This window comes from Klebsiella sp. CSG-1, from assembly GCF_056521145.1.
In genome coordinates, this window is record NZ_JBWNLD010000003.1 from 279,738 (window position 1) to 299,847 (window position 20,110).

Here is a 20,110-nt window from a genome sequence, read left to right on the forward strand (position 1 = left end):
CCAGTGTAAAGTTATATGACAACAAATTAAATTGGTGAGCCGTATTTATACGCTTAGTGTGAGCTGGATCAATCAATTTAGCGGGATAAATTGATCCCTGTCGAGAAGCCTGTATGGTAGTCATCATTGATGTTTGCGTTATTGGTATAACAACTTTGAGAGGGCATAGCGATGGAACAAACCTGGCGTTGGTATGGACCGAACGATCCGGTGTCGCTTGATGATGTACGGCAGGCTGGCGCGACGGGTGTGGTCACTGCGCTGCACCATATTCCTAATGGTCAAGTCTGGCCGGTTGACGAAATTAAACAGCGTCAGGCGCTGCTGGCGGAAAAAGGGCTGACGTGGTCGGTCGTGGAAAGTATCCCGGTACACGAAGAGATCAAAACCCAAAGCGGGCAGTGTGCGACCTGGATAGCCAACTACCAGCAGAGCATTCGCAACCTGGCGGCCTGCGGGATTGATACCGTGTGCTATAACTTCATGCCAATTCTCGACTGGACGCGCACTGACCTTGAGTACCAACTGCCGGACGGTTCGAAAGCATTGCGTTTTGACCAAATCGCGTTTGCCGCTTTTGAGTTACATATCCTGAAGCGCCCTGGCGCCGAGGCAGATTACAGTGAAGAGGAGCAGCGCCAGGCGCAGGCTCGTTTTGCGGCGATGAGCGCAGCGGATATTGAAAAGCTGACCCGCAATATTATTGCCGGCCTGCCGGGAGCGGAAGAGGGCTATACCCTCGAACAGTTCCGCGCACGCCTGGCGGAATACGATCATATTGATAAAGCGCAGCTGCGTGAAAATATGGCCGTCTTCCTGCGCGCTATCGTGCCGGTTTGTGAAGAGGTGGGCGTGCGGCTGGCCGTTCACCCGGACGATCCGCCGCGCCCGATCCTTGGCCTGCCGCGTATCGTTTCGACCATCGAAGATATGCAGTGGCTGAAAGAGACCGTGGACAGCATCAACAACGGCTTTACGATGTGCACCGGTTCTTACGGCGTGCGTGCCGATAACGATCTGGTGAAAATGGTCGAAACCTTCGGCGACAGGATCCACTTTACCCATCTGCGTTCGACCTGCCGTGAAGAGAACCCAAAAACGTTCCACGAAGCGGCGCATTTAACCGGTGACGTTAATATGGTGGCGGTGGTGGATGCGATTCTGAGCGAAGAGCTGCGCCGCAAGCATGCGGGCGATCTGCGTCCGATTCCGTTCCGTCCGGACCATGGCCATCAGATGCTGGACGATCTGCGTAAGAAAACCAACCCGGGCTATTCGGCGATTGGTCGCCTGAAAGGGATGGCGGAAGTACGCGGCGTTGAGCTGGCGCTGAAGATGACGAAGTATCCGGAACTGCTGTAATTCTGGCCGCGGAAAAATACAAAGGACAGCCTCTGGCTGTCCTTTTTGGTCTTACTGCCCGGCCGATGCGACGGGGGGGCTGGACAGGGCGTTTCCACCCTTATCCGACATGACGCGATCTTAGTCCGCGCGACCCATATAGCGGCTTTCTTCGATATGGATACGAATTTTCTCGCCGGTGGTCAGGTATTCCGGAACCTGAATCACCAGGCCGGTGCTCAGGGTCGCCGGTTTGGTGCGCGAGCTTGCCGAGGCGCCTTTAATGCCCGGTGCGGTTTCCACGATTTCCAGATCCACGGTCTGCGGCAGCTCCAGCGCCAGCAGCTGGCCATCCCAGGTCAGAACCTGCATGTCAGGCATGCCGCCTTCCGGAATGAACAGCAGCTCTTCTTCAATCTGCTCTTTGGTGAAGGTGTATGGCGTGTAATCTTCTTTATCCATAAACACATACTCGTTGCCGTCAACATAGGAGAAGTCAACGAAACGGCGGGTCAGGGTAACGGTATCAACGATATCGTCGCCTTTAAAGCGCTCTTCCACTTTCAGGCCGGTACGTACATCAGAGAAACGCATTTTGTACAGCGTTGCTGCGCCACGGGCGCTCGGCGACTGAATATCAATATTTTTTACAATCAGCAGCTTGCCGTTGTAATTCAGCACCATACCTTTTTTAATTTCATTCGCTCTTGGCATTGCAGTAATCCTGTCACTTAACGGTTCAAAAAATATCGCGTAAAACTACTCGTGCCGGGGCTTTCAGGCAAGCGGAATTCGCGAGTTTTGCTATCTCCGGACAAAACGTTTAGGCTGGGCCGTGAACCGCAACATCAAGAGAGTCATTTATGGAATGTCGTATCGATTGCGGTGCCTGCTGTATCGCTCCTTCTATCTCAAGCCCAATCCCCGGAATGCCTGACGGCAAGCCTGCTAACACGCGCTGCGTCCAGCTTTCGGAACAGAATCTGTGCAACATCTTCACGTCGCCGCTCAGACCAAAAGTCTGCGCCAGCCTGCAGCCCGTCCTGGAGATGTGTTCGACAAATCGCGAAGCGGCCATGACCTATCTTATCCAGCTGGAAGCGAGCACCGCGCCTTAAACGTCTTTAATGCGCCACAGGCAAAGCAATGACACCGCGCCCATGCCGAGGGCAATCCAGAAAACAGCGTGATAGCTCCAGATTTCTGCCACCACGCCCGCCAGCGAGCCGGCGATAATCCAGCCGACGCGGGTGGTATTGGTATACAGCGTGGTGGCAGCGCCGGCCTGGCCGGGCATCAGATCCTGGAAATAGAGCATGCCAATACCTGCCAGAATACCGATGAATATCGCGTTCAGCGCCTGCAGAGCCAGCAGTAAAGCGGGCGTATGCACCAGCAGCATCCCCACGTAAAACAGTATTCCTGCCGCCGCAGCGAGGCGCATCAAAAAGCGCTTACCAAAGCGTCGGGCATAATAGCCGGCAATCAGCATCGTCGGGATTTCCAGCCCGGCGGCGGTCCCCATCATCAGCCCGGCCAGCTTCTCTGATAAATGCAGCTCATTAATGATATAGAGCGGCATGTTAATGATGTACAGACTGTTGATGCCCCACATTAATGTACAGACGCTGAACAGCAGCAGCGCATCGCGGCGGTTAGTGCGCGGCGCTTCCAGATGACCTGCCGCCGCCAGCTTCTCTTTGCGCATACTGGGCAGAAAGAACCACACCATCGCCCCGCAGACCACAAAGGCGACCGCGGCGCAGAGATACATCACGGTAAAGCCGAACCCCATTGCCAGCGCGTAGGCCAGCGGCGGGCCGATCACCCACGCCAGCGAGACCTGGGCACGCAGAATGGAACTGAACATCACCGCTTCGCGGCCGGTTTTATCGGCATGCTCGCGCGCCAGGGCGAACATCTGCGGGTTGGCGGTGGAGCCGAAGCTGCTGAGGAAGACCCCGACGAAGAGCAGAATAAAGTAGTTGCGGTTCCAGGCGAACAGCAGGCAGGCCAGAACCCCAAGCAGGCAGCAAAAGACAATCAGCTGCTTGCGATCGCCCTGGCGGTCCGAGCGCCCGGCGAGAAACTGACTGACCAGAATACCGATCACCGCGCTACCGGTAAAAAAGAAGCCGACCATCGCCGGGCGCACATGCACTTCATTGGTTAAAAACAGGCTCAGGGTCGGCGTTTGCAACGCGCCGGCAATGCCCGTCAGGAAGGCAACGATCAGGAAAGCAGAAGAGGTTAAATCGAACCCGCGTCGGGGGAGGGCGGCGCTACTGTTTTGCATGGGTGGCTATCTGTAATTGTCTGAGCAGCGGAGTTTACGCCGTCACTCAGAAAATGAACAGTAGTATGGTATGGAAAATTAAAAAGCAGTTTCAAATTAGTGGTTTCAGCAAAAAGCTGAAGCCGGGCTGAATGCGAACGTCGGACTTCAGCAAAAATGTGCTGCACCTCTAATTTCCGTTATCAGGTTGATAACAGATCTTGCGCAGTGGATAAGAAAGGTACAGACTCATTGAAACGTTTCAGCGTCATCGGGAGTTTCTCCATCAGGAAGATGACGCCTTTTTTCGCAAAATAGCTGAAACGATTCAATACAGCAGGAGAGGAGAACCATGTTCCAGTTATCTGTGCAGGATATTCATCCCGGCCAGCAGGCCGGTAATAAAGAAGAGGCGATTCGTCAGGTTGCCGCCGCGCTGGTTAGCGCGGGCAACGTGGCGGAAGGCTACGTTAACGGGATGCTGGCTCGCGAGCAGCAAACCTCCACATTCCTTGGCAACGGCATTGCCATCCCGCACGGGACTACCGACACGCGTGACCAGGTGCTGAAAACCGGCGTTCAGGTCTATCAGTTTCCGCAGGGCGTGACCTGGGGAGAAGGGCAGACCGCGTACGTGGCCATCGGCATCGCCGCCAGCTCGGATGAACATCTGGGGCTTCTGCGTCAGCTGACCCACGTCCTGAGCGATGATTCAGTCGCTGAACAACTTAAATCAGCAACCACGGCGGAAGAGCTGCGGGCCCTGTTGATGGGTGAAAAGCAGAGCGAAGCGCTGAAACTGGATAATGACACGCTGAGCCTGGATATCGCTGCCAGCGACCTGATGACCTTACAGGCGCTGAACGCCGCACGTCTGAAAGAGGCTGGCGCCGTTGACGCCTCCTTCGTCAGCCGCACCATCAATGATAAGCCGCTGAACCTTGGGCAGGGCATCTGGCTGAACGACAGCGCGGAAGGCAACCTGCGCAGCGCGATTGCGGTCAGCCGTGCCGCCAGTACATTTACCGCCGATGAGCAGCCGGTCTCGCTGCTGATTACCGTCGCGATGGCAGATGAACAGCCTACCGCGGTACTGAATCGCCTGAGCAATCTGCTCATTGATAAAAAAGCTGACCGTCTGCTGAAGTCTGATGGCGCGACGTTGCTGGCGCTGCTGACCAGCGACGAGGCTATCGCCGACGACGTGCTGAGCGCCGAGTATGTGGTGCGTAATGAGCACGGGCTGCATGCCCGTCCGGGCACAATGCTGGTGAACACCATTAAACAATTTTCCAGCGACATTACCGTCACCAACCTGGACGGATCCGGCAAGCCGGCAAATGGCCGCAGCCTGATGAAAGTCGTGGCGCTGGGCGTGAAGAAAGGTCACCGTCTGCGCTTTACCGCGCAGGGTGAAGATGCGCAACAAGCGCTGGATGCGATTGGCGAAGCGATCGCCGCAGGCCTTGGGGAGGGCGCATAAATGAGCAGACGTGTAGCAACGATTACATTAAACCCGGCGTATGACCTGGTGGGTTTCACACCGGAAATTGAACGCGGGGAGGTCAACCTTGTGCGGACCACCGGTCTGCACGCCGCCGGGAAAGGTATCAACGTGGCGAAGGTGCTGAAAGATCTCGGCATTGACGTCACCGTTGGCGGTTTCCTGGGGAAAGATAACCAGGATGGTTTTCAGCAGCTGTTCAGCGAGCTGGGGATTGCCAACCGCTTCCAGGTGGTGCAGGGGCGGACGCGTATCAACGTCAAGCTGACGGAAAAAGATGGTGAAGTGACCGATTTTAACTTCTCCGGTTTTGAAGTGACCCCGGCCGACTGGGAACGCTTTGTGAATGACTCCCTGAGCTGGCTGGGCCAGTTCGACATGGTGTGCGTCAGCGGCAGCCTGCCGTCCGGCGTTAGCCCGGAAGCCTTCACTGACTGGATGGTTCGCCTGCGTAGCCAGTGTCCGTGCATTATCTTTGATAGCAGCCGTGAAGCGCTGGTCGCCGGTCTGAAAGCCGCACCGTGGCTGGTGAAGCCAAACCGGCGCGAGCTGGAGATTTGGGCGGGCCGTAAACTGCCGGAAATGAAAGACGTGATTGATGCGGCGCATGCGCTGCGCGAGCAGGGAATTGCCCACGTGGTTATCTCGCTGGGCGAAGAAGGTGCGCTGTGGGTTAACGCCTCGGGCGAATGGATTGCGAAACCGCCTTCAGTAGAAGTGGTCAGCACCGTCGGTGCCGGGGATTCGATGGTTGGCGGCCTGATCTACGGCCTGCTGATGCGTGAATCCAGCGAGCATACGCTGCGTCTGGCCACTGCCGTCGCCGCGCTGGCGGTTAGCCAGAGCAATGTAGGTATTACCGATCGTACCCAGTTGGCCGCCATGATGGCGCGTGTCGACTTAAAACCCTTTAATTGACAGCAGGAGAGGCATAATGAAAACGCTGCTGATTATTGATGCCGGACTTGGACAGGCGCGCGCCTATATGGCGAAAACCCTGCTGGGTACCGCAGCGCATAAAGCGCATCTTGAACTGACAGATAATCCGAACGACGCTGAACTGGCGATCGTTCTTGGCGCCGCTCTGCCGGCGGATAGCGCGCTGAGCGGTAAACAGGTGTTCCTCGGCGATATTAATCGCGCCGTGGCGCATCCGGAGCTGTTCCTGAGCGAAGCGAAAAGCCATGCCGCGCCGTACGCTGCTCCGGCCGCTGCGGCACTGCCGGCCTCGACCGGTGGTGCAAAACGCATCGTGGCGATCACCGCTTGCCCTACCGGCGTTGCTCATACCTTTATGGCGGCAGAAGCCATTGAAACCGAAGCCAAAAAACGCGGCTGGTGGGTGAAGGTGGAAACTCGCGGCTCGGTCGGCGCAGGTAACGCCATCACGCCGGAAGAGGTCGCGCAGGCGGATTTGGTGATTGTGGCTGCCGATATTGAAGTCGACCTGGCAAAATTTGCCGGTAAACCGATGTATCGCACTACCACCGGTCTGGCGCTGAAGAAAACCGCCCAGGAGCTGGATAAAGCCGTGGTTGAAGCGAAACCGTACCAGCCATCCGGTCAGAGCGGCCAGCAGGCTGATGCGGCGAAGAAAGAGGGCGGCGGTGCCTATCGTCACCTGTTGACCGGCGTCTCTTATATGCTGCCGATGGTCGTTGCCGGCGGTCTGTGTATCGCGCTCTCCTTTGCCTTTGGTATCAAAGCCTTTGAAGTGAAAGATACCCTGGCCGCCGCGCTGATGCAGATTGGCGGTGGTTCAGCCTTTGCGTTGATGGTTCCGGTACTGGCAGGCTTTATCGCCTTCTCCATTGCCGACCGTCCGGGCCTGACGCCGGGTCTTATCGGCGGGATGCTGGCCGTCAGCGGCGGTTCCGGCTTTATCGGCGGGATTATCGCTGGTTTCCTTGCCGGTTACGTTGCTAAACTGATCAGCACCAAATTGAAGCTGCCGCCGAGCATGGAAGCGCTGAAACCGATTCTGATCATTCCACTGGTCTCCAGCCTGATCGTCGGCCTGGCCATGATCTATCTGATTGGTAAACCTGTTGCCGGTATTCTGGCGGGGCTGACCCACTGGCTGCAAACGATGGGAACGGCGAACGCCGTACTGTTGGGCGCAATTCTCGGCGCGATGATGTGTACCGACATGGGGGGCCCGGTGAACAAAGCAGCCTATGCCTTCGGCGTCGGTCTGCTGAGTACCCAAACCTACGCACCGATGGCGGCGATTATGGCGGCCGGTATGGTGCCACCGCTGGCAATGGGTATCGCCACGCTGGTTGCTCGCCATAAGTTTGATAAAGGCCAACGGGAAGGGGGGAAAGCGGCGCTGGTTCTGGGTCTGTGCTTTATCTCCGAAGGGGCGATTCCGTTTGCTGCCCGTGACCCGATGCGCGTCCTGCCATGCTGTATCGTAGGCGGCGCGGTGACCGGTGCTATCTCTATGGCTATCGGAGCGAAACTGATGGCGCCGCACGGCGGTCTGTTTGTGCTGCTGATTCCTGGCGCGATTACACCGGTGGTGGGTTATCTGCTGGCGATTGTTGCCGGTACCCTGGTGGCCGGTCTCTCCTACGCGGTGCTGAAACGTCCGGAAGGACAGATCGCAGAAAAAGCGGCCTGAATTATCCTCCGCAATAGAGCGTCTTAACGCAACAAAAGGGCCGAATATTCGGCCCTTTTCTATTCTACGTATCTACATAGCGGTACGTTTCACCCGGCTGGCCGGCGTCAGGCTGAGGCCTCTTCCGTTTGCTGCGCCCGCAGCCAGGCAATCTCTTCGGCCCAGATATCCGGGTTAATGGTTTCCAGAATCAGCGGGATACCATCGAAGCGGCTGTCCTGCATGATCCAGCGGAAAGCGTCGTGGCCGATATTGCCTTCGCCCAGGCTGTGGTGGCGGTCAACGCGGCTGCCGAAGGCGCTTTTGGCATCGTTGAGGTGCATGCCGCGCAGATAGCGGAAACCGACAATGCGTTCGAAGTCGGCGAAGGTTTTCTCACACGCTTCTGCGCTACGCAGGTCATAACCGGCGGCAAAGGCGTGGCAGGTATCAATACAGACGCCGACGCGGGATTTGTCCTCCACGCCGTCAATAATGGCGGCCAGGTGTTCAAACTGAAAGCCGAGGTTGCTGCCCTGGCCGGCGGTATTTTCAATGACTGCGGTCACGCCTTCGGTTTTAGCCAGCGCAATATTAATGGACTCGGCAATACGCGCCAGGCACTCGTCTTCCGGTATTTGCTGCAGGTGGCTGCCGGGATGGAAATTGAGCAGCGTCAGTCCGAGCTGCTGGCAGCGGCTCAGTTCATCAATAAAGGCATCGCGCGATTTTTCCAGCGCCTCCTCAACCGGGTGGCCGAGGTTAATCAGGTAGCTGTCGTGCGGCAGGATTTGTCCAGGACCAAAGCGGTATTTTTCGCAGGCGGCTTTGAATTCAGCAATCGTTTCGTCGCTGAGTGGGGCAGCTCGCCATTGCCTCTGGTTCTTGGTAAACAGCGCGAAGGCGGTGGCGTCGATTTCCGCGGCGCGAATGGCTGCATTGGCCAGTCCGCCGGAGGCGCTGACGTGCGCTCCAATGTATTTCATAAAAAAGCTCCAGTTAAGCCGCTGGGTGGAGAGTAATGATAGCGGCTTAACTGCAGAGTTACATCAACGAATGCGGGCGTTCACACGAGCGGATTAGGCCATCAGGCTGTGAATCACCAGGTTGATGGCGCCGCCGCCGACGATCAGCCAGACGAACAGGACCAGGGCCATCAGCAGCGGTTTAGCACCGGCTTTTTTCAGCGCGCTGACGTGAGTGGTCAGCCCCAGCGCGGCCATCGCCATCGCCAGCAGGACGGTATCGAGCGTCACCAGCATGTCGACGACCGGTTTTGGCAGCAGGTGGAAAGAGTTAAACACCGCCACCAGAATGAACAGGATGGCAAACCACGGAATGGTGATTTTGCTTTTTTCTCCCTGGCCTTCTGGCGCCAGCTGTTTGACGCGAGCGGCCATAAACAGCAGGAACGGAGCCAGCATCATCACGCGCAGCATTTTCGCAATCACCGCGGCGTTTTCTGCATCCGGGCTGATAGCATGTCCTGCGGCCACCACCTGCGCCACCTCATGCATCGTGGAGCCCATATAGATGCCATAGGCTTCCGGGGTGAACCAGTGCGCGAGCATCGGGTACATCGCCGGATAGAGGAAGATAGCCAGGGTACCAAAAATCACCACCGTGGCCACCGCGACGGTCACTTTACTGGCTTCCGCCTTGACGACCGGTTCGGTAGCCAGAATCGCGGCGGCGCCGCAGATGCTGCTACCGGCGCCAATCAGCCAGCTGGTATGTTTGTCGAGGCCAAAGACCTTCTGCCCGAGGTAACAGGCGATAAAAAAGGTGCTGGTCAGCGTCAGCACGTCAATAGCGATACCGCTGACGCCGACATCGGCGATTTGGGCGAACGTCAGGCGAAACCCGTATAAAATAATGCCGAGTCGTAACAGATGCTGTTTGGCAAAGATCACGCCGCCATCACAGGATTGCCAGAGCTTAGGGTAAAGCGTGTTACCGATGACCATACCGAATAAGATGGCCAGCGTCAGTGCGCTGAAGCCGGCGCCGGCGATAGCGGAAAAGCTACCAGCCCAAAGCGCAGCGCCGGTCAGAACGGCGGTCAGCGCAAGTCCCGGGATAAAATGCCATAGGGTGCGATGTTTAGTCGGTAAAGTGAGTGCTGTCATAACCTTCTCCTTTGTCTGTGTAAAGATTACGACGTGCTGGTTTAAATATAAAATTGATTATATATTTATAACCAATCGAAATAAGTGGTATACCCGGCATACTTCAAGCTGCATGCAGCCTTGGCTACGCGCACTTGCCCCAGTAAGCGCCTGGGACTCGCTCTCTGGCCGTATGACGCTGTTTGGGGCCAGCGCCAGCGCTGGGCAAAACGGTTAACCGTTTTGTCCTGCAACTCGAATTATTCAGGGGATATGCGAAAATTTTCGCGTTTTGGGTGGCATTCCGACGATCGGCGGGTTGTCGGAGAATCACGCGGCATACAAATGAAGGCAGGATGAGTTATGCATATCACGCTACGGCAGCTGGAAGTGTTTGCTGAGGTGCTTAAGAGCGGGTCAACGACCCAGGCGTCACAGATGCTGGCGCTTTCACAATCAGCGGTCAGCGCGGCGCTGACCGATCTGGAAGGGCAGCTGGGCGTGCAGCTGTTTGACCGCGTCGGCAAGCGGCTGGTAGTGAACGAACATGGCCGGCTTCTCTACCCGCGGGCGCTGGCATTACTGGAGCGCGCGCTGGAGATTGAACAGCTGTTTCGCGGCGATAATGGCGCGATCCGGGTGTATGCCAGCAGCACTATCGGCAACTATATCCTGCCGGAAATTATCGCCCACTATCGCCGTGATTTTCCCGACCTGCCGCTGGAGCTGAGCGTGGGCAATAGCCAGGACGTGATTAATGCGGTAGCCGATCTGCGGGTGGATATCGGGCTTATCGAAGGGCCGTGTCATGCGGCAGACATTATCGCCGAACCATGGCTGGAAGATGAACTCGTGGTGTTCGCCGCGCCGGATTCGCCGCTGCTCGAAGGGGAGGTGACGCTGCAACGGCTGGCGGAAGCGCCATGGATCCTGCGTGAACATGGCTCCGGCACCCGCGAAATCGTTGACTACCTGCTGCTGTCGCACCTGCCGGCGTTTCATCTGGGCATGGAGCTCGGCAATTCGGAAGCCATCAAACACGCCGTGCGTCACGGTCTGGGCATCAGCTGTCTCTCCCGGCGGGTTATCGCCGAACAGCTGGAGGTGGGATCGCTGGTTGAACTGCCGGTCCCGCTGCCTAATCTGACCCGCACCCTGTGGCGGATTCACCATCGGCAAAAGCATATTTCCAAGGCATTACAACGTTTTCTGCACTACTGTCAGGTGTAAATTATTGGCGGTTAGCAAGGGTATTATCGTGAGAGATCAGCATATTATGACTGGCATTTCCGGGGATTAGTGCTTTACTAATAATCCATTGTCGATCATGAAGCTCTCTTATAACTTCGCATTTGTACCGGATAGAACCCGGATCGTCTGCTACAATCGCGCCTCGTTTTTTGGATGGATAGCATTTTCACATGGTTTCGGATACTAAAACCACAGAAGCGCCCGGCCTACGCCGTGAACTGAAGGCGCGCCACTTGACCATGATCGCTATTGGCGGTTCCATCGGTACAGGTCTTTTCGTTGCATCTGGTGCAACTATTTCTCAGGCAGGCCCCGGCGGCGCACTGCTTTCCTATATTCTGATCGGTCTGATGGTCTATTTCCTGATGACCAGCCTGGGCGAACTGGCGGCGTATATGCCGGTATCTGGTTCCTTTGCGACCTATGGTCAGAATTATGTCGAAGAGGGCTTTGGCTTCGCGCTGGGCTGGAACTACTGGTATAACTGGGCGGTGACCATCGCCGTTGACCTCGTGGCGTCTCAGCTGGTAATGAGCTACTGGTTCCCGGATACGCCGGGTTGGATCTGGAGCGCCCTGTTCCTCGGTATTATGTTCCTGCTGAACTGGATCTCGGTTAAAGGCTTTGGCGAAGCGGAATACTGGTTCTCGCTGATCAAAGTGGCCACCGTTATCATCTTTATTGTTGTCGGCGTGATGATGATCGTCGGTATCTTTAAAGGCGCGCAGCCTGCGGGCTGGAGCAACTGGGCCATCGATGACGCGCCGTTTGCCGGTGGTTTCTCCGCGATGATAGGCGTCGCAATGATCGTTGGTTTCTCATTCCAGGGCACCGAGCTTATTGGGATTGCCGCGGGCGAATCCGAAAATCCGGAAAAGAATATTCCGCGCGCGGTACGGCAGGTGTTCTGGCGTATCCTGCTGTTCTATGTGTTCGCGATTTTGATTATCAGTCTGATCATTCCGTATACCGACCCCAGCCTGCTGCGTAATGACGTCAAAGACATTTCCGTCAGCCCGTTCACCCTGGTGTTCCAGCATGCGGGTCTGCTGTCTGCGGCGGCAATCATGAACGCGGTTATCCTGACGGCGGTGCTGTCGGCGGGGAACTCGGGAATGTATGCGTCAACGCGTATGCTTTATACCCTGGCCTGCGATGGCAAAGCCCCGCGCATCTTCTCGAAGCTGTCTCGTGGCGGCGTGCCGCGTAATGCGCTGTATGCCACGACGGTGATTGCCGCGCTGTGCTTCCTGAGCTCAATGTTTGGTAACCAGACCGTTTACCTGTGGTTACTGAACACCTCCGGGATGACCGGTTTCATCGCCTGGCTGGGGATCGCCATCAGCCACTATCGTTTCCGTCGCGGCTACGTGCTGCAGGGCAACGATCTGAACAATCTGCCGTACCGTTCAGGGTTCTTCCCGCTGGGGCCAATTTTTGCCTTCGTGCTGTGCCTGATTATCACGCTCGGCCAGAACTATGAAGCGTTCCTGAAAGACACCATCGACTGGGGTGGCGTGGCCGCAACCTATATCGGTATCCCGCTGTTCCTGGTGATCTGGTTTGGTTATAAGCTGGCAAAAGGTACCCGTTTCGTCCGCTATAGCGAAATGAAGTTCCCGCAGCGATTTAAAGGCTGACGCTTGTTTTAATCGTTCCCGTAAAACCCTCTTTTAAAGAGGGTTTTTTTATATCTGTATCTCTTACAAATTGATACAGTTCTTCATAATTTTATTGATAATCAAAATCATTATCTTTATCATCCTCATCAAAATCAGGATGAAGCCAATCTCCCTGTCTTGCCGGTCGTGAACAACCAGCAAGGGGCGACCAGCCACGTCAACTGTAAAAAAAGACCGCGCGTACCGCCAATGAGCGGTGCGCCGACAGTACGTGTTAATTGCACCTTTTGTTTGATTCGTTATAGACCTCATGGAGATATGGAATGTTCAGGTTAAACCCTTTTGTCCGGGCGGGATTGTGCGCATCCGTCGTATCGCTGGCGTTTCCGGCCGTAGCCGAAGTGAATGAAGAAACGCTGGTTGTCACCGCCGCGGCGACTGAACAGAGCGTAAAAGACGCTCCTGCCAGTATCAGCGTGATTACTCAGCAAGATCTGCAGCGCCGCCCGGTTCAGAACCTGAAAGATGTCCTGCGCGACGTGCCTGGCGTGCAGCTCACCAACGAAGGCGATAACCGCAAGGGCGTCAGCATTCGCGGCCTCGACAGCAGCTATACGCTGATTCTGGTCGACGGCAAACGCGTCAACTCGCGCAACGCGGTCTTCCGCCATAACGATTTCGATTTAAACTGGATCCCGGTCGATGCCATTGAACGCATTGAAGTAGTCCGCGGGCCGATGTCCTCCCTCTATGGTTCCGATGCCCTCGGCGGCGTGGTGAACATCATCACCAAAAAAGTCGGCCAGAAGTGGACCGGGACCCTGAGCGCCGATACCACGATTCAGGAACATCGCGATCGCGGTGATACTTACAATGGTCAGTTCTTTACCAGCGGCCCGCTGATTGACGGCGTGCTGGGGATGAAAGCCTACGGCAACCTCGCAAAACGCGCGAAAGACGACCCGCAGTCCTCCAGCAATGCCGCCGGCGAAACGCCGCGAATTGAAGGCTTTACCAGCCGCGATGGCAACGTTGAGTTTGCCTGGACGCCGACCGATAACCAGGACATCACCGCCGGCTATGGCTTCGATCGTCAGGATCGCGATTCCGACTCTCTCGACCGCAACCGTCTGGAACGCCAGAACTACTCCCTGAGTCATAACGGCCGTTGGGACGTGGGTAATAGCGAACTGAAGTTTTATGGCGAAAAAGTCGATAACAAAAACCCGGGCCAGGACGGCACGATCACCTCTGAAAGCAATGCCGTTGACGGCAAGTACGTGCTGCCGCTGGGGATGATTAACCAGCTGCTGACCTTCGGTGGGGAATGGCGCCACGATAAACTGAAAGATCCGGTCAATCTGAGTAGCGGCGGGAAATCCACCTCTGCCAGCCAGTACGCGCTGTTTGTTGAGGATGAGTGGCGGATTTTCGAACAGCTGGCCCTGACCACCGGTATTCGTATGGACGACCATCAAACCTACGGCGATCACTGGAGTCCGCGTGCTTACCTCGTCTATAACGCAACCGATACGGTCACCGTAAAAGGCGGCTGGGCGACGGCCTTTAAAGCGCCGTCGCTGTTGCAGCTGAACCCAGACTGGACCACCAACTCCTGCCGTGGCTCGTGCAGCATCATTGGTAACCCGGACCTGAAGCCGGAAACCAGCGAAAGCTTCGAACTTGGCCTCTACTACCGCGGTGAAGAGGGGCTGCTGGATGGCGTAGAAGGTAGCGTGACCACCTTCCAGAATAACGTCGACGATATGATCGATATCCTGCGAACCTCCAGCGCCAGCGAAGCGCCGGGCTACCCGAACTTTGTTGGCTGGAAAACGGTAAACGGTAAACGCGTACCGGTCTTCCGCTACTTCAACGTCAATAAAGCGCGCATCAAAGGGGTGGAAACCGAAGTCAAAGTGCCGTTCGGCGATGAGTGGAAGCTGACGGTGAACTACACCTATAACGATGGCCGCGATCTCAGCAACGGTGGCGATAAACCGCTGCAATCGCTGCCGTTCCACACCGCCAACGGGACGCTGGACTGGAAGCCGCTGGATGACTGGTCCTTCTACGTCACCGCGAATTATACCGGCGAGCAGCGCGCTGTCAGCGCAACCTCGAAAACCCCGGGCGGCTACACTATGTTTGATATCGGTGCGGCCTGGCAGGTGACGAAGAGCGTGAAGCTGCGTTCAGGCGTGCTGAACGTGGGGGATAAAGATCTGAGCCGCGACGACTATAGCTATACCGAAGAAGGCCGTCGCTACTTTATGGCCGTGGACTACCGCTTCTGATCGACGCAGAAAGAGGGCAGATGGCAACGTCTGTCTGCCCCTGGATAAACGTCTGGCCGGCTTTGCATCATGATGGCCAGACCTTATGCCGCCGTCGGTGTTACCTGAATGCCGACGGTTATCTGTTTTTGCGGATGTTTTTCAATACGCTGGCGCCGCTATCGCCCAAACAGGCGCGGCGCGAAATGGCGTATACACTATAGGGAGAGACGCTCCCATTCTCTATCAGGATGGATGACTTCCTCAGGTTTGTTCAGAACTGAAATTCGACGGTGAGTGGTAAAATTCACCGCTTATTTCCGCGGGTGTCCGGGACACATTCAGAGGGCAGGGTAAAGATTGAGAACATGACTGGCGTCATGGCGCTCGATGGGGAGCACGTCGAGGTTATTCATTAATCGCATCTCCATTGGCAGAGAACAATAATGCGCAATGTCATCCTCCCTGTTTTCGTTGCTCTGTTTTTTATCCTCGTCGGCGTGTCTATTTTGAATATGCAGCTGTGGTACTCCGCAAGAATCAATAGTGCCAATGCCGCACGTCATGCCGCGAAAAGAATCGACGCCATTCTTGAGGAGGCGCGCCAGGCGACAACGACCGCGCTGGATGTGGCGAGCAAGGGCTGCACGCCGGAAGGTCAGTTTCAGCTTGGGACGGAGGCGGCGCTCAAACCGCACCTCAGAACAATTTTGATTATTAAAGACAATAAAATCTGGTGTTCTTCACTGCCGGGAAATCGGGTCCTGCTGTTGAATTTCAACGATATGTCGGACTCCCGGTTAATGCTGGTTCCGGCAAGAAACACCGTGAACAATCGGCCGATCCTTGCCTGGCAAACGCGTTTTCCGCTCGGAAAAACCGTCATCAGCATTAGCGATGTGCATATTCGTGATGCGTTAAGCAGTAACATACAGAATACGCAATTTGCCTTAGTGGTGGGTGAGCGGACTATCGGAACTTCAGGTGATGTCAGAAACACCGACTTAACCAGCAGTTCCAGCGCCCGTTTCCGATCGGCCGAATTTATGTTTGATATTGAATACAATCTGCCGGCGGTTTTTAGTGTTAAACGAATGATTAATCAAGGGGCTGGTTTGTTGATCTTTATTCTGTTCGTGGCATGCATCCTGGCCTGGATCCTGCTGAAGTATGCGAACAAATACACGACCCCCGAGGATAACTTACGTAAAGCCATTGCGAACGGGGAGATCGTGCCTTTTTACCAGCCGGTGGTAAATGGTCGCAGCGGGGCCATCTATGGCGTCGAGGTGTTGGCCAGATGGAAGCACCCGCAACTTGGCCTTATTTCACCGGTAACATTTATCCCCCTCGCGGAACGAACGGGACTGATTATTCCCTTAACCCAAAGCCTTATGGCGCAGGTGGTGGCGCAGATGAACAACATCGCCAGCAAACTGCCCGATGGTTTTCATATTGGTATCAACTTCAGCGCTTCACATATCAGCTCGCCTCAGTTTATGGATGACTGTCTGAAATACCGCGATGGTTTCCACAAGCCAAATTTAACGCTGGTGCTGGAAGTCACCGAACGTGAACCGCTACACGTTGATGAGCAGCTGATCGCCAATTTGAAGACCCTGCACGCCCGCGGGTTTACGATTGCGCTGGATGATTTTGGTACCGGGTATTCAGGGCTGTCTTATCTTCATGATTTGAAAATTGACTACATAAAGATCGATAAAAGCTTTGTCGGTCGGGTGAACGGCCTCGATGAATCGACGAAGCTGCTGGACTGCGTGCTTGAAATGGCGCGCAAGCTCTCATTACGTATTGTGGCTGAAGGCGTTGAAACGGTAGAACAGCTGAATTATCTCAACCGGAAAAATATCACCCTGTTACAGGGCTATTATTTTTTTAAACCGGTTCCCTATATTGAGCTGATAAAAATACTGCTGTCGAAAAATAAAGAAACGGTGATTGTTGAATAACTCATGCCTTGCAACGGCGGCCGGGCGAGCGGGAAACGGTGTGCCGCGACCGAGGCGGCGGCATACCGGCAGGAAATCAGGCCTGCAGATAGCGGGCATGAAAACGCAGATGATCTTCGATAAATGAAGCAATGAAATAGTAGCTGTGATCGTAGCCGGGCTGAATTCGCAGGGTTAACGGCCACGCTTTCTGCCGCGCGCACTCCGCCAGCACCGCCGGCTGCAGCTGCAGCGCGAGGAATGTGTCGCTATCGCCCTGGTCTATCAGCGTCGGAATGGCGTCATCGGGCTGGCTGGCCTGCATTAATGCGCAGCTGTCCCATGCCTGCCAGGTCGACTCATCGGCACCCAGATAGGCGGTGAAGGCTTTTTGCCCCCAGGGAACCTGCGCAGGGTTAACGATAGGCGCGAAAGCGGAAACGCTGGTAAAACGGCCCGGGTTTTTCAGCGCCATGATCAGCGCGCCGTGTCCGCCCATCGAGTGACCGCTGATTGCGCAGCGCTCGCTGACGTTAAACTGCGAACGGATGAGCTGCGGCAGTTCGTCAAGCAGGTAGTCGTACATATGGAAATGCGCAGACCACGGTGCTTCGCTGGCATTCAGGTAAAAACCTGCGCCTTTGCCCAGATCCCAGCCGGTATCGTCGGCGACATCATCGCCGCGAGGGCTGGTATCCGGCATCACCAGCACAAGGCCGAGTTCGGCGGCGACACGCTGGGCGCCCGCTTTGGTGGTGAAGTTTTCATCATTGCAGGTCAGGCCTGACAGCCAGTAGAGCACCGGCGGCGGCGTCTCATCGCGCAGGGGAGGTAAAAAAATACTGAACGTCATTGCACAGTTCAGGGTACTGGAGTCGTGCCGCCAGCGTTGCTGCCGACCTTCATAACAGCGATGCTCTTCAAGCAATTCCATGCAGGGCTCCTCAGGAAGGTAAATGCGGGTGTCAGGTCATAATACAGATATTTCATCTACCTGTGAGCAACTTTCACTTCCTCCCTTGAGGAACATATTGCATCATTAATGCAACTTTTAGCCAACATGCCCGCCCGCGGGAAATGGCGCAATACCGCGTAGCGGTAAGCGGCTGAGTGAAAGGCGGACAGGGCGAGTTTAATCAGCGGCAGGCGGGGCCCGTCGCGAGGGATCAATAGCTCACGCAAATTTCAATAATTATCGTTTCGGCTACTAGATTATGTGCGCCACCTCACGCACAATGAATGCAAACTTTGCCCGCAGAAGAGCAAAGAGCGCCACACCTGCAGGAGAACCTAAATGTCAGCACTGAGTAAAGAAGCCATACTCGTTCATGAAGCGCTGGTCGCTCGTGGGCTGGAGACGCCGCTGCGTCCGCCAGTACAAGAAATTGATAATGAAACTCGCAAGAGCTTGATTGCCGGACACATGACCGAGATTATGCAACTGCTGAATCTTGATCTAACTGATGACAGCCTGATGGAAACGCCACGACGCATCGCGAAAATGTACGTCGATGAGATTTTTTCCGGGCTGGATTATGCCAGGTTCCCAAAAATCACCGTTATCGAAAACAAGATGCAGGTCGATGAAATGGTAACCGTGCGCGATATTACCTTGACCAGCACCTGTGAACACCACTTTGTCACTATTGATGGGAAAGCGACGGTAGCCTATATCCCGAAAGATTCGGTCATCGGCCTGTCGAAAATCAACCGTATCGTGCAGTTCTTCTCTCAGCGCCCGCAGGTGCAGGAGCGACTGACTCAGCAGATTTTAACGGCGCTGCAGACGCTGCTGGGCACCAGCAACGTTGCGGTATCCATTGATGCGGTGCATTACTGCGTCAAAGCGCGCGGTATCCGTGATGCCACCAGCGCCACGACGACGACCTCACTGGGCGGCCTGTTTAAATCCAGTCAGAATACTCGCCAGGAGTTCCTGCGCGCCGTACGTCACCACAACTAAAAATACGGAGCAGGGCAGATGGAGCGAAATGTCACGCTGGACTTTGTGCGCGGCGTCGCCATCCTCGGGATCCTGCTTCTCAATATCAGCGCCTTCGGCTTGCCGAAGGCCGCCTACCTTAACCCGGCGTGGTCCGGGAGCCTTTCCCTCAGTGACGCCTGGACCTGGGCGATTCTCGATCTGTTTGCGCAGGTCAAATTCCTGACGCTGTTTGCCTTGCTGTTTGGCGCCGGATTACAGATGCTGCTGCCTCGCGGCAAGCGCTGGATCCAGTCGCGCCTCACGCTCCTGGCGCTGCTGGGTTTTATCCACGGTCTGTTTTTCTGGGATGGCGATATCCTGCTGGCCTATGCGCTAGTGGGGCTGGTGGCGTGGCGCATGGTGCGCGATGCGCATCACATCAAATCGCTGTTTAACACCGGCGTCGTGCTCTACGTCATCGGTGTTGCGGTACTCGTGCTGCTCGGTGTGATTTCTGGCGATGCGCCAAACCGTTCATGGGTGCCCGATGCGGCGAATTTACAGTATGAGCAATACTGGAAGCTGAACGGTGGGCTGGAGGCGGTCAGCAACCGTGCCGATATGCTCTCTGATAACCTGCTGGCGCTGGGGGCGCAGTACGGCTGGCAGCTGGCGGGGATGATGCTGATGGGCGCGGCGCTGATGCGCAGCGGCTGGTTAAAAGGGCAGTTTAGCCTCAGCCACTATCGCCGCACCGGCGCACTGCTGATTGTCGCCGGCATGGTCGTCAATCTGCCGGCTATTTTTGCCCAGTGGCATCTGGGGTGGAATCCTCGCTGGTGTGCGTTCCTGTTACAGGCTCCTCGCGAGCTGGGGGCGCCGCTGCAGACAATAGGCTATGCCTCGCTGGCATGGGGCTTCTGGCCGCAGCTGTGCAGGCTGCGGCTGGTGGGGGCTATCGCCTGCGTCGGGCGGATGGCGCTTACCAACTATCTGCTGCAAACGCTGATCTGCACCACTATTTTTTACCGTTTTGGCCTGTTTATGAAGTTTGACCGCCTGCAGCTGTTGGCTTTCGTTGTCCCGGTCTGGGCGGTAAATATGACCTTCTCTCTCTTTTGGCTACGCCATTTCCGTCAGGGGCCGGTGGAATGGCTGTGGCGTCAGTTGACCCTGCGTGCGTCGGGGACATCACTAAAAAACACATCCAGATAACGATCTCGATCACAATCATTAACAAAACGGATGTAACCGT

At 55.8% G+C, this 20,110-nt stretch carries 16 protein-coding genes; 11 read left to right on the plus strand and 5 right to left on the minus strand.

Going from position 1 to position 20,110, the window contains the following annotated elements; translation table 11 throughout:
• The first annotated feature begins 171 nt into the window (after positions 1–171).
• Complete coding sequence (uxuA, locus tag AC007G_RS09390) at positions 172–1,362, plus strand: mannonate dehydratase (protein ID WP_032686695.1); 1,191 nt, start codon at positions 172–174, stop codon at positions 1,360–1,362.
• A 120-nt stretch (positions 1,363–1,482) separates the two neighbouring features.
• Here the strand turns inward: uxuA and yeiP are convergent, their stop codons facing one another.
• Positions 1,483–2,055 (minus strand): elongation factor P-like protein YeiP, encoded by a 573-nt coding sequence (gene yeiP, locus AC007G_RS09395; protein ID WP_004864815.1) that lies wholly within the window; start codon positions 2,053–2,055, stop codon positions 1,483–1,485.
• Between the two features lie 149 nt (positions 2,056–2,204).
• Between yeiP and AC007G_RS09400 the strand changes: the two genes are divergently transcribed.
• A complete protein-coding gene (locus AC007G_RS09400) occupies positions 2,205–2,459 on the plus strand; it encodes a YkgJ family cysteine cluster protein (protein WP_032699108.1) in 255 nt (84 codons plus the stop codon).
• On the opposite strand, the gene setB is transcribed toward AC007G_RS09400, so the two are convergent.
• A complete protein-coding gene (gene setB, locus AC007G_RS09405) occupies positions 2,456–3,637 on the minus strand; it encodes a sugar efflux transporter SetB (protein WP_032686698.1) in 1,182 nt (393 codons plus the stop codon). The two genes, AC007G_RS09400 and setB, sit on opposite strands and share 4 nt — an antisense overlap.
• A gap of 331 nt (positions 3,638–3,968) precedes the next feature.
• Here setB and fruB point away from each other — a divergent pair, with 331 nt between their 5' ends.
• Genes fruB through fruA form a run of 3 tightly spaced genes read left to right on the plus strand, consistent with a single transcriptional unit; the run spans position 3,969 to position 7,746 of the window.
• Complete coding sequence (gene fruB / locus AC007G_RS09410; protein ID WP_015583837.1) at positions 3,969–5,099, plus strand: fused PTS fructose transporter subunit IIA/HPr protein; 1,131 nt, start codon at positions 3,969–3,971, stop codon at positions 5,097–5,099.
• Complete coding sequence (fruK, locus tag AC007G_RS09415; protein ID WP_004864796.1) at positions 5,100–6,038, plus strand: 1-phosphofructokinase; 939 nt, start codon at positions 5,100–5,102, stop codon at positions 6,036–6,038.
• Positions 6,039–6,054: 16 nt separating this feature from the next.
• Positions 6,055–7,746 carry a PTS fructose transporter subunit IIBC gene (gene fruA, locus AC007G_RS09420; protein ID WP_032695442.1) on the plus strand — a complete coding sequence of 564 codons (1,692 nt, stop codon included), beginning with the start codon at positions 6,055–6,057 and terminating at the stop codon, positions 7,744–7,746.
• A gap of 107 nt (positions 7,747–7,853) precedes the next feature.
• Here the strand turns inward: fruA and nfo are convergent, their stop codons facing one another.
• Positions 7,854–8,711, minus strand: a complete 858-nt coding sequence (gene nfo / locus AC007G_RS09425) for a deoxyribonuclease IV (RefSeq protein WP_004864792.1) — start codon at positions 8,709–8,711, stop codon at positions 7,854–7,856.
• A 93-nt stretch (positions 8,712–8,804) separates the two neighbouring features.
• On the minus strand, positions 8,805–9,854 hold the full coding sequence (locus AC007G_RS09430) for a YeiH family protein (RefSeq protein WP_032695440.1): 1,050 nt from the start codon (positions 9,852–9,854) through the stop codon (positions 8,805–8,807).
• A 342-nt stretch (positions 9,855–10,196) separates the two neighbouring features.
• On the opposite strand from AC007G_RS09430, the gene yieE reads away from it, so the two are divergent.
• The 4 genes from yieE to AC007G_RS09450 all read left to right on the plus strand — a co-directional run bounded on the left by yieE (position 10,197) and on the right by AC007G_RS09450 (position 16,952).
• The gene (gene yieE, locus AC007G_RS09435; protein WP_032686701.1) at positions 10,197–11,063 is read left to right on the plus strand and encodes a DNA-binding transcriptional regulator YeiE; all 867 of its coding nucleotides are present in this window, start codon (positions 10,197–10,199) and stop codon (positions 11,061–11,063) included.
• A gap of 191 nt (positions 11,064–11,254) precedes the next feature.
• Positions 11,255–12,724, plus strand: coding sequence for an amino acid permease (locus AC007G_RS09440; protein WP_032686702.1), 1,470 nt, complete (start codon positions 11,255–11,257; stop codon positions 12,722–12,724).
• A 305-nt stretch (positions 12,725–13,029) separates the two neighbouring features.
• The gene (gene cirA / locus AC007G_RS09445; protein WP_142629999.1) at positions 13,030–15,003 is read left to right on the plus strand and encodes a catecholate siderophore receptor CirA; all 1,974 of its coding nucleotides are present in this window, start codon (positions 13,030–13,032) and stop codon (positions 15,001–15,003) included.
• A gap of 425 nt (positions 15,004–15,428) precedes the next feature.
• Entirely contained in the window at positions 15,429–16,952 is a 1,524-nt protein-coding gene (locus tag AC007G_RS09450) for an EAL domain-containing protein (RefSeq protein WP_142629997.1), read from the plus strand.
• A 76-nt stretch (positions 16,953–17,028) separates the two neighbouring features.
• On the opposite strand, the gene fghA is transcribed toward AC007G_RS09450, so the two are convergent.
• Positions 17,029–17,865, minus strand: coding sequence for an S-formylglutathione hydrolase (fghA, locus tag AC007G_RS09455; protein ID WP_142629996.1), 837 nt, complete (start codon positions 17,863–17,865; stop codon positions 17,029–17,031).
• Between the two features lie 360 nt (positions 17,866–18,225).
• Here fghA and folE point away from each other — a divergent pair, with 360 nt between their 5' ends.
• Complete coding sequence (gene folE / locus AC007G_RS09460) at positions 18,226–18,894, plus strand: GTP cyclohydrolase I FolE (RefSeq protein WP_004864775.1); 669 nt, start codon at positions 18,226–18,228, stop codon at positions 18,892–18,894.
• Positions 18,895–18,912: 18 nt separating this feature from the next.
• On the plus strand, positions 18,913–20,070 hold the full coding sequence (gene yeiB, locus AC007G_RS09465) for a DUF418 domain-containing protein YeiB (protein ID WP_032686707.1): 1,158 nt from the start codon (positions 18,913–18,915) through the stop codon (positions 20,068–20,070).
• Positions 20,071–20,110 lie beyond the last annotated feature (40 nt).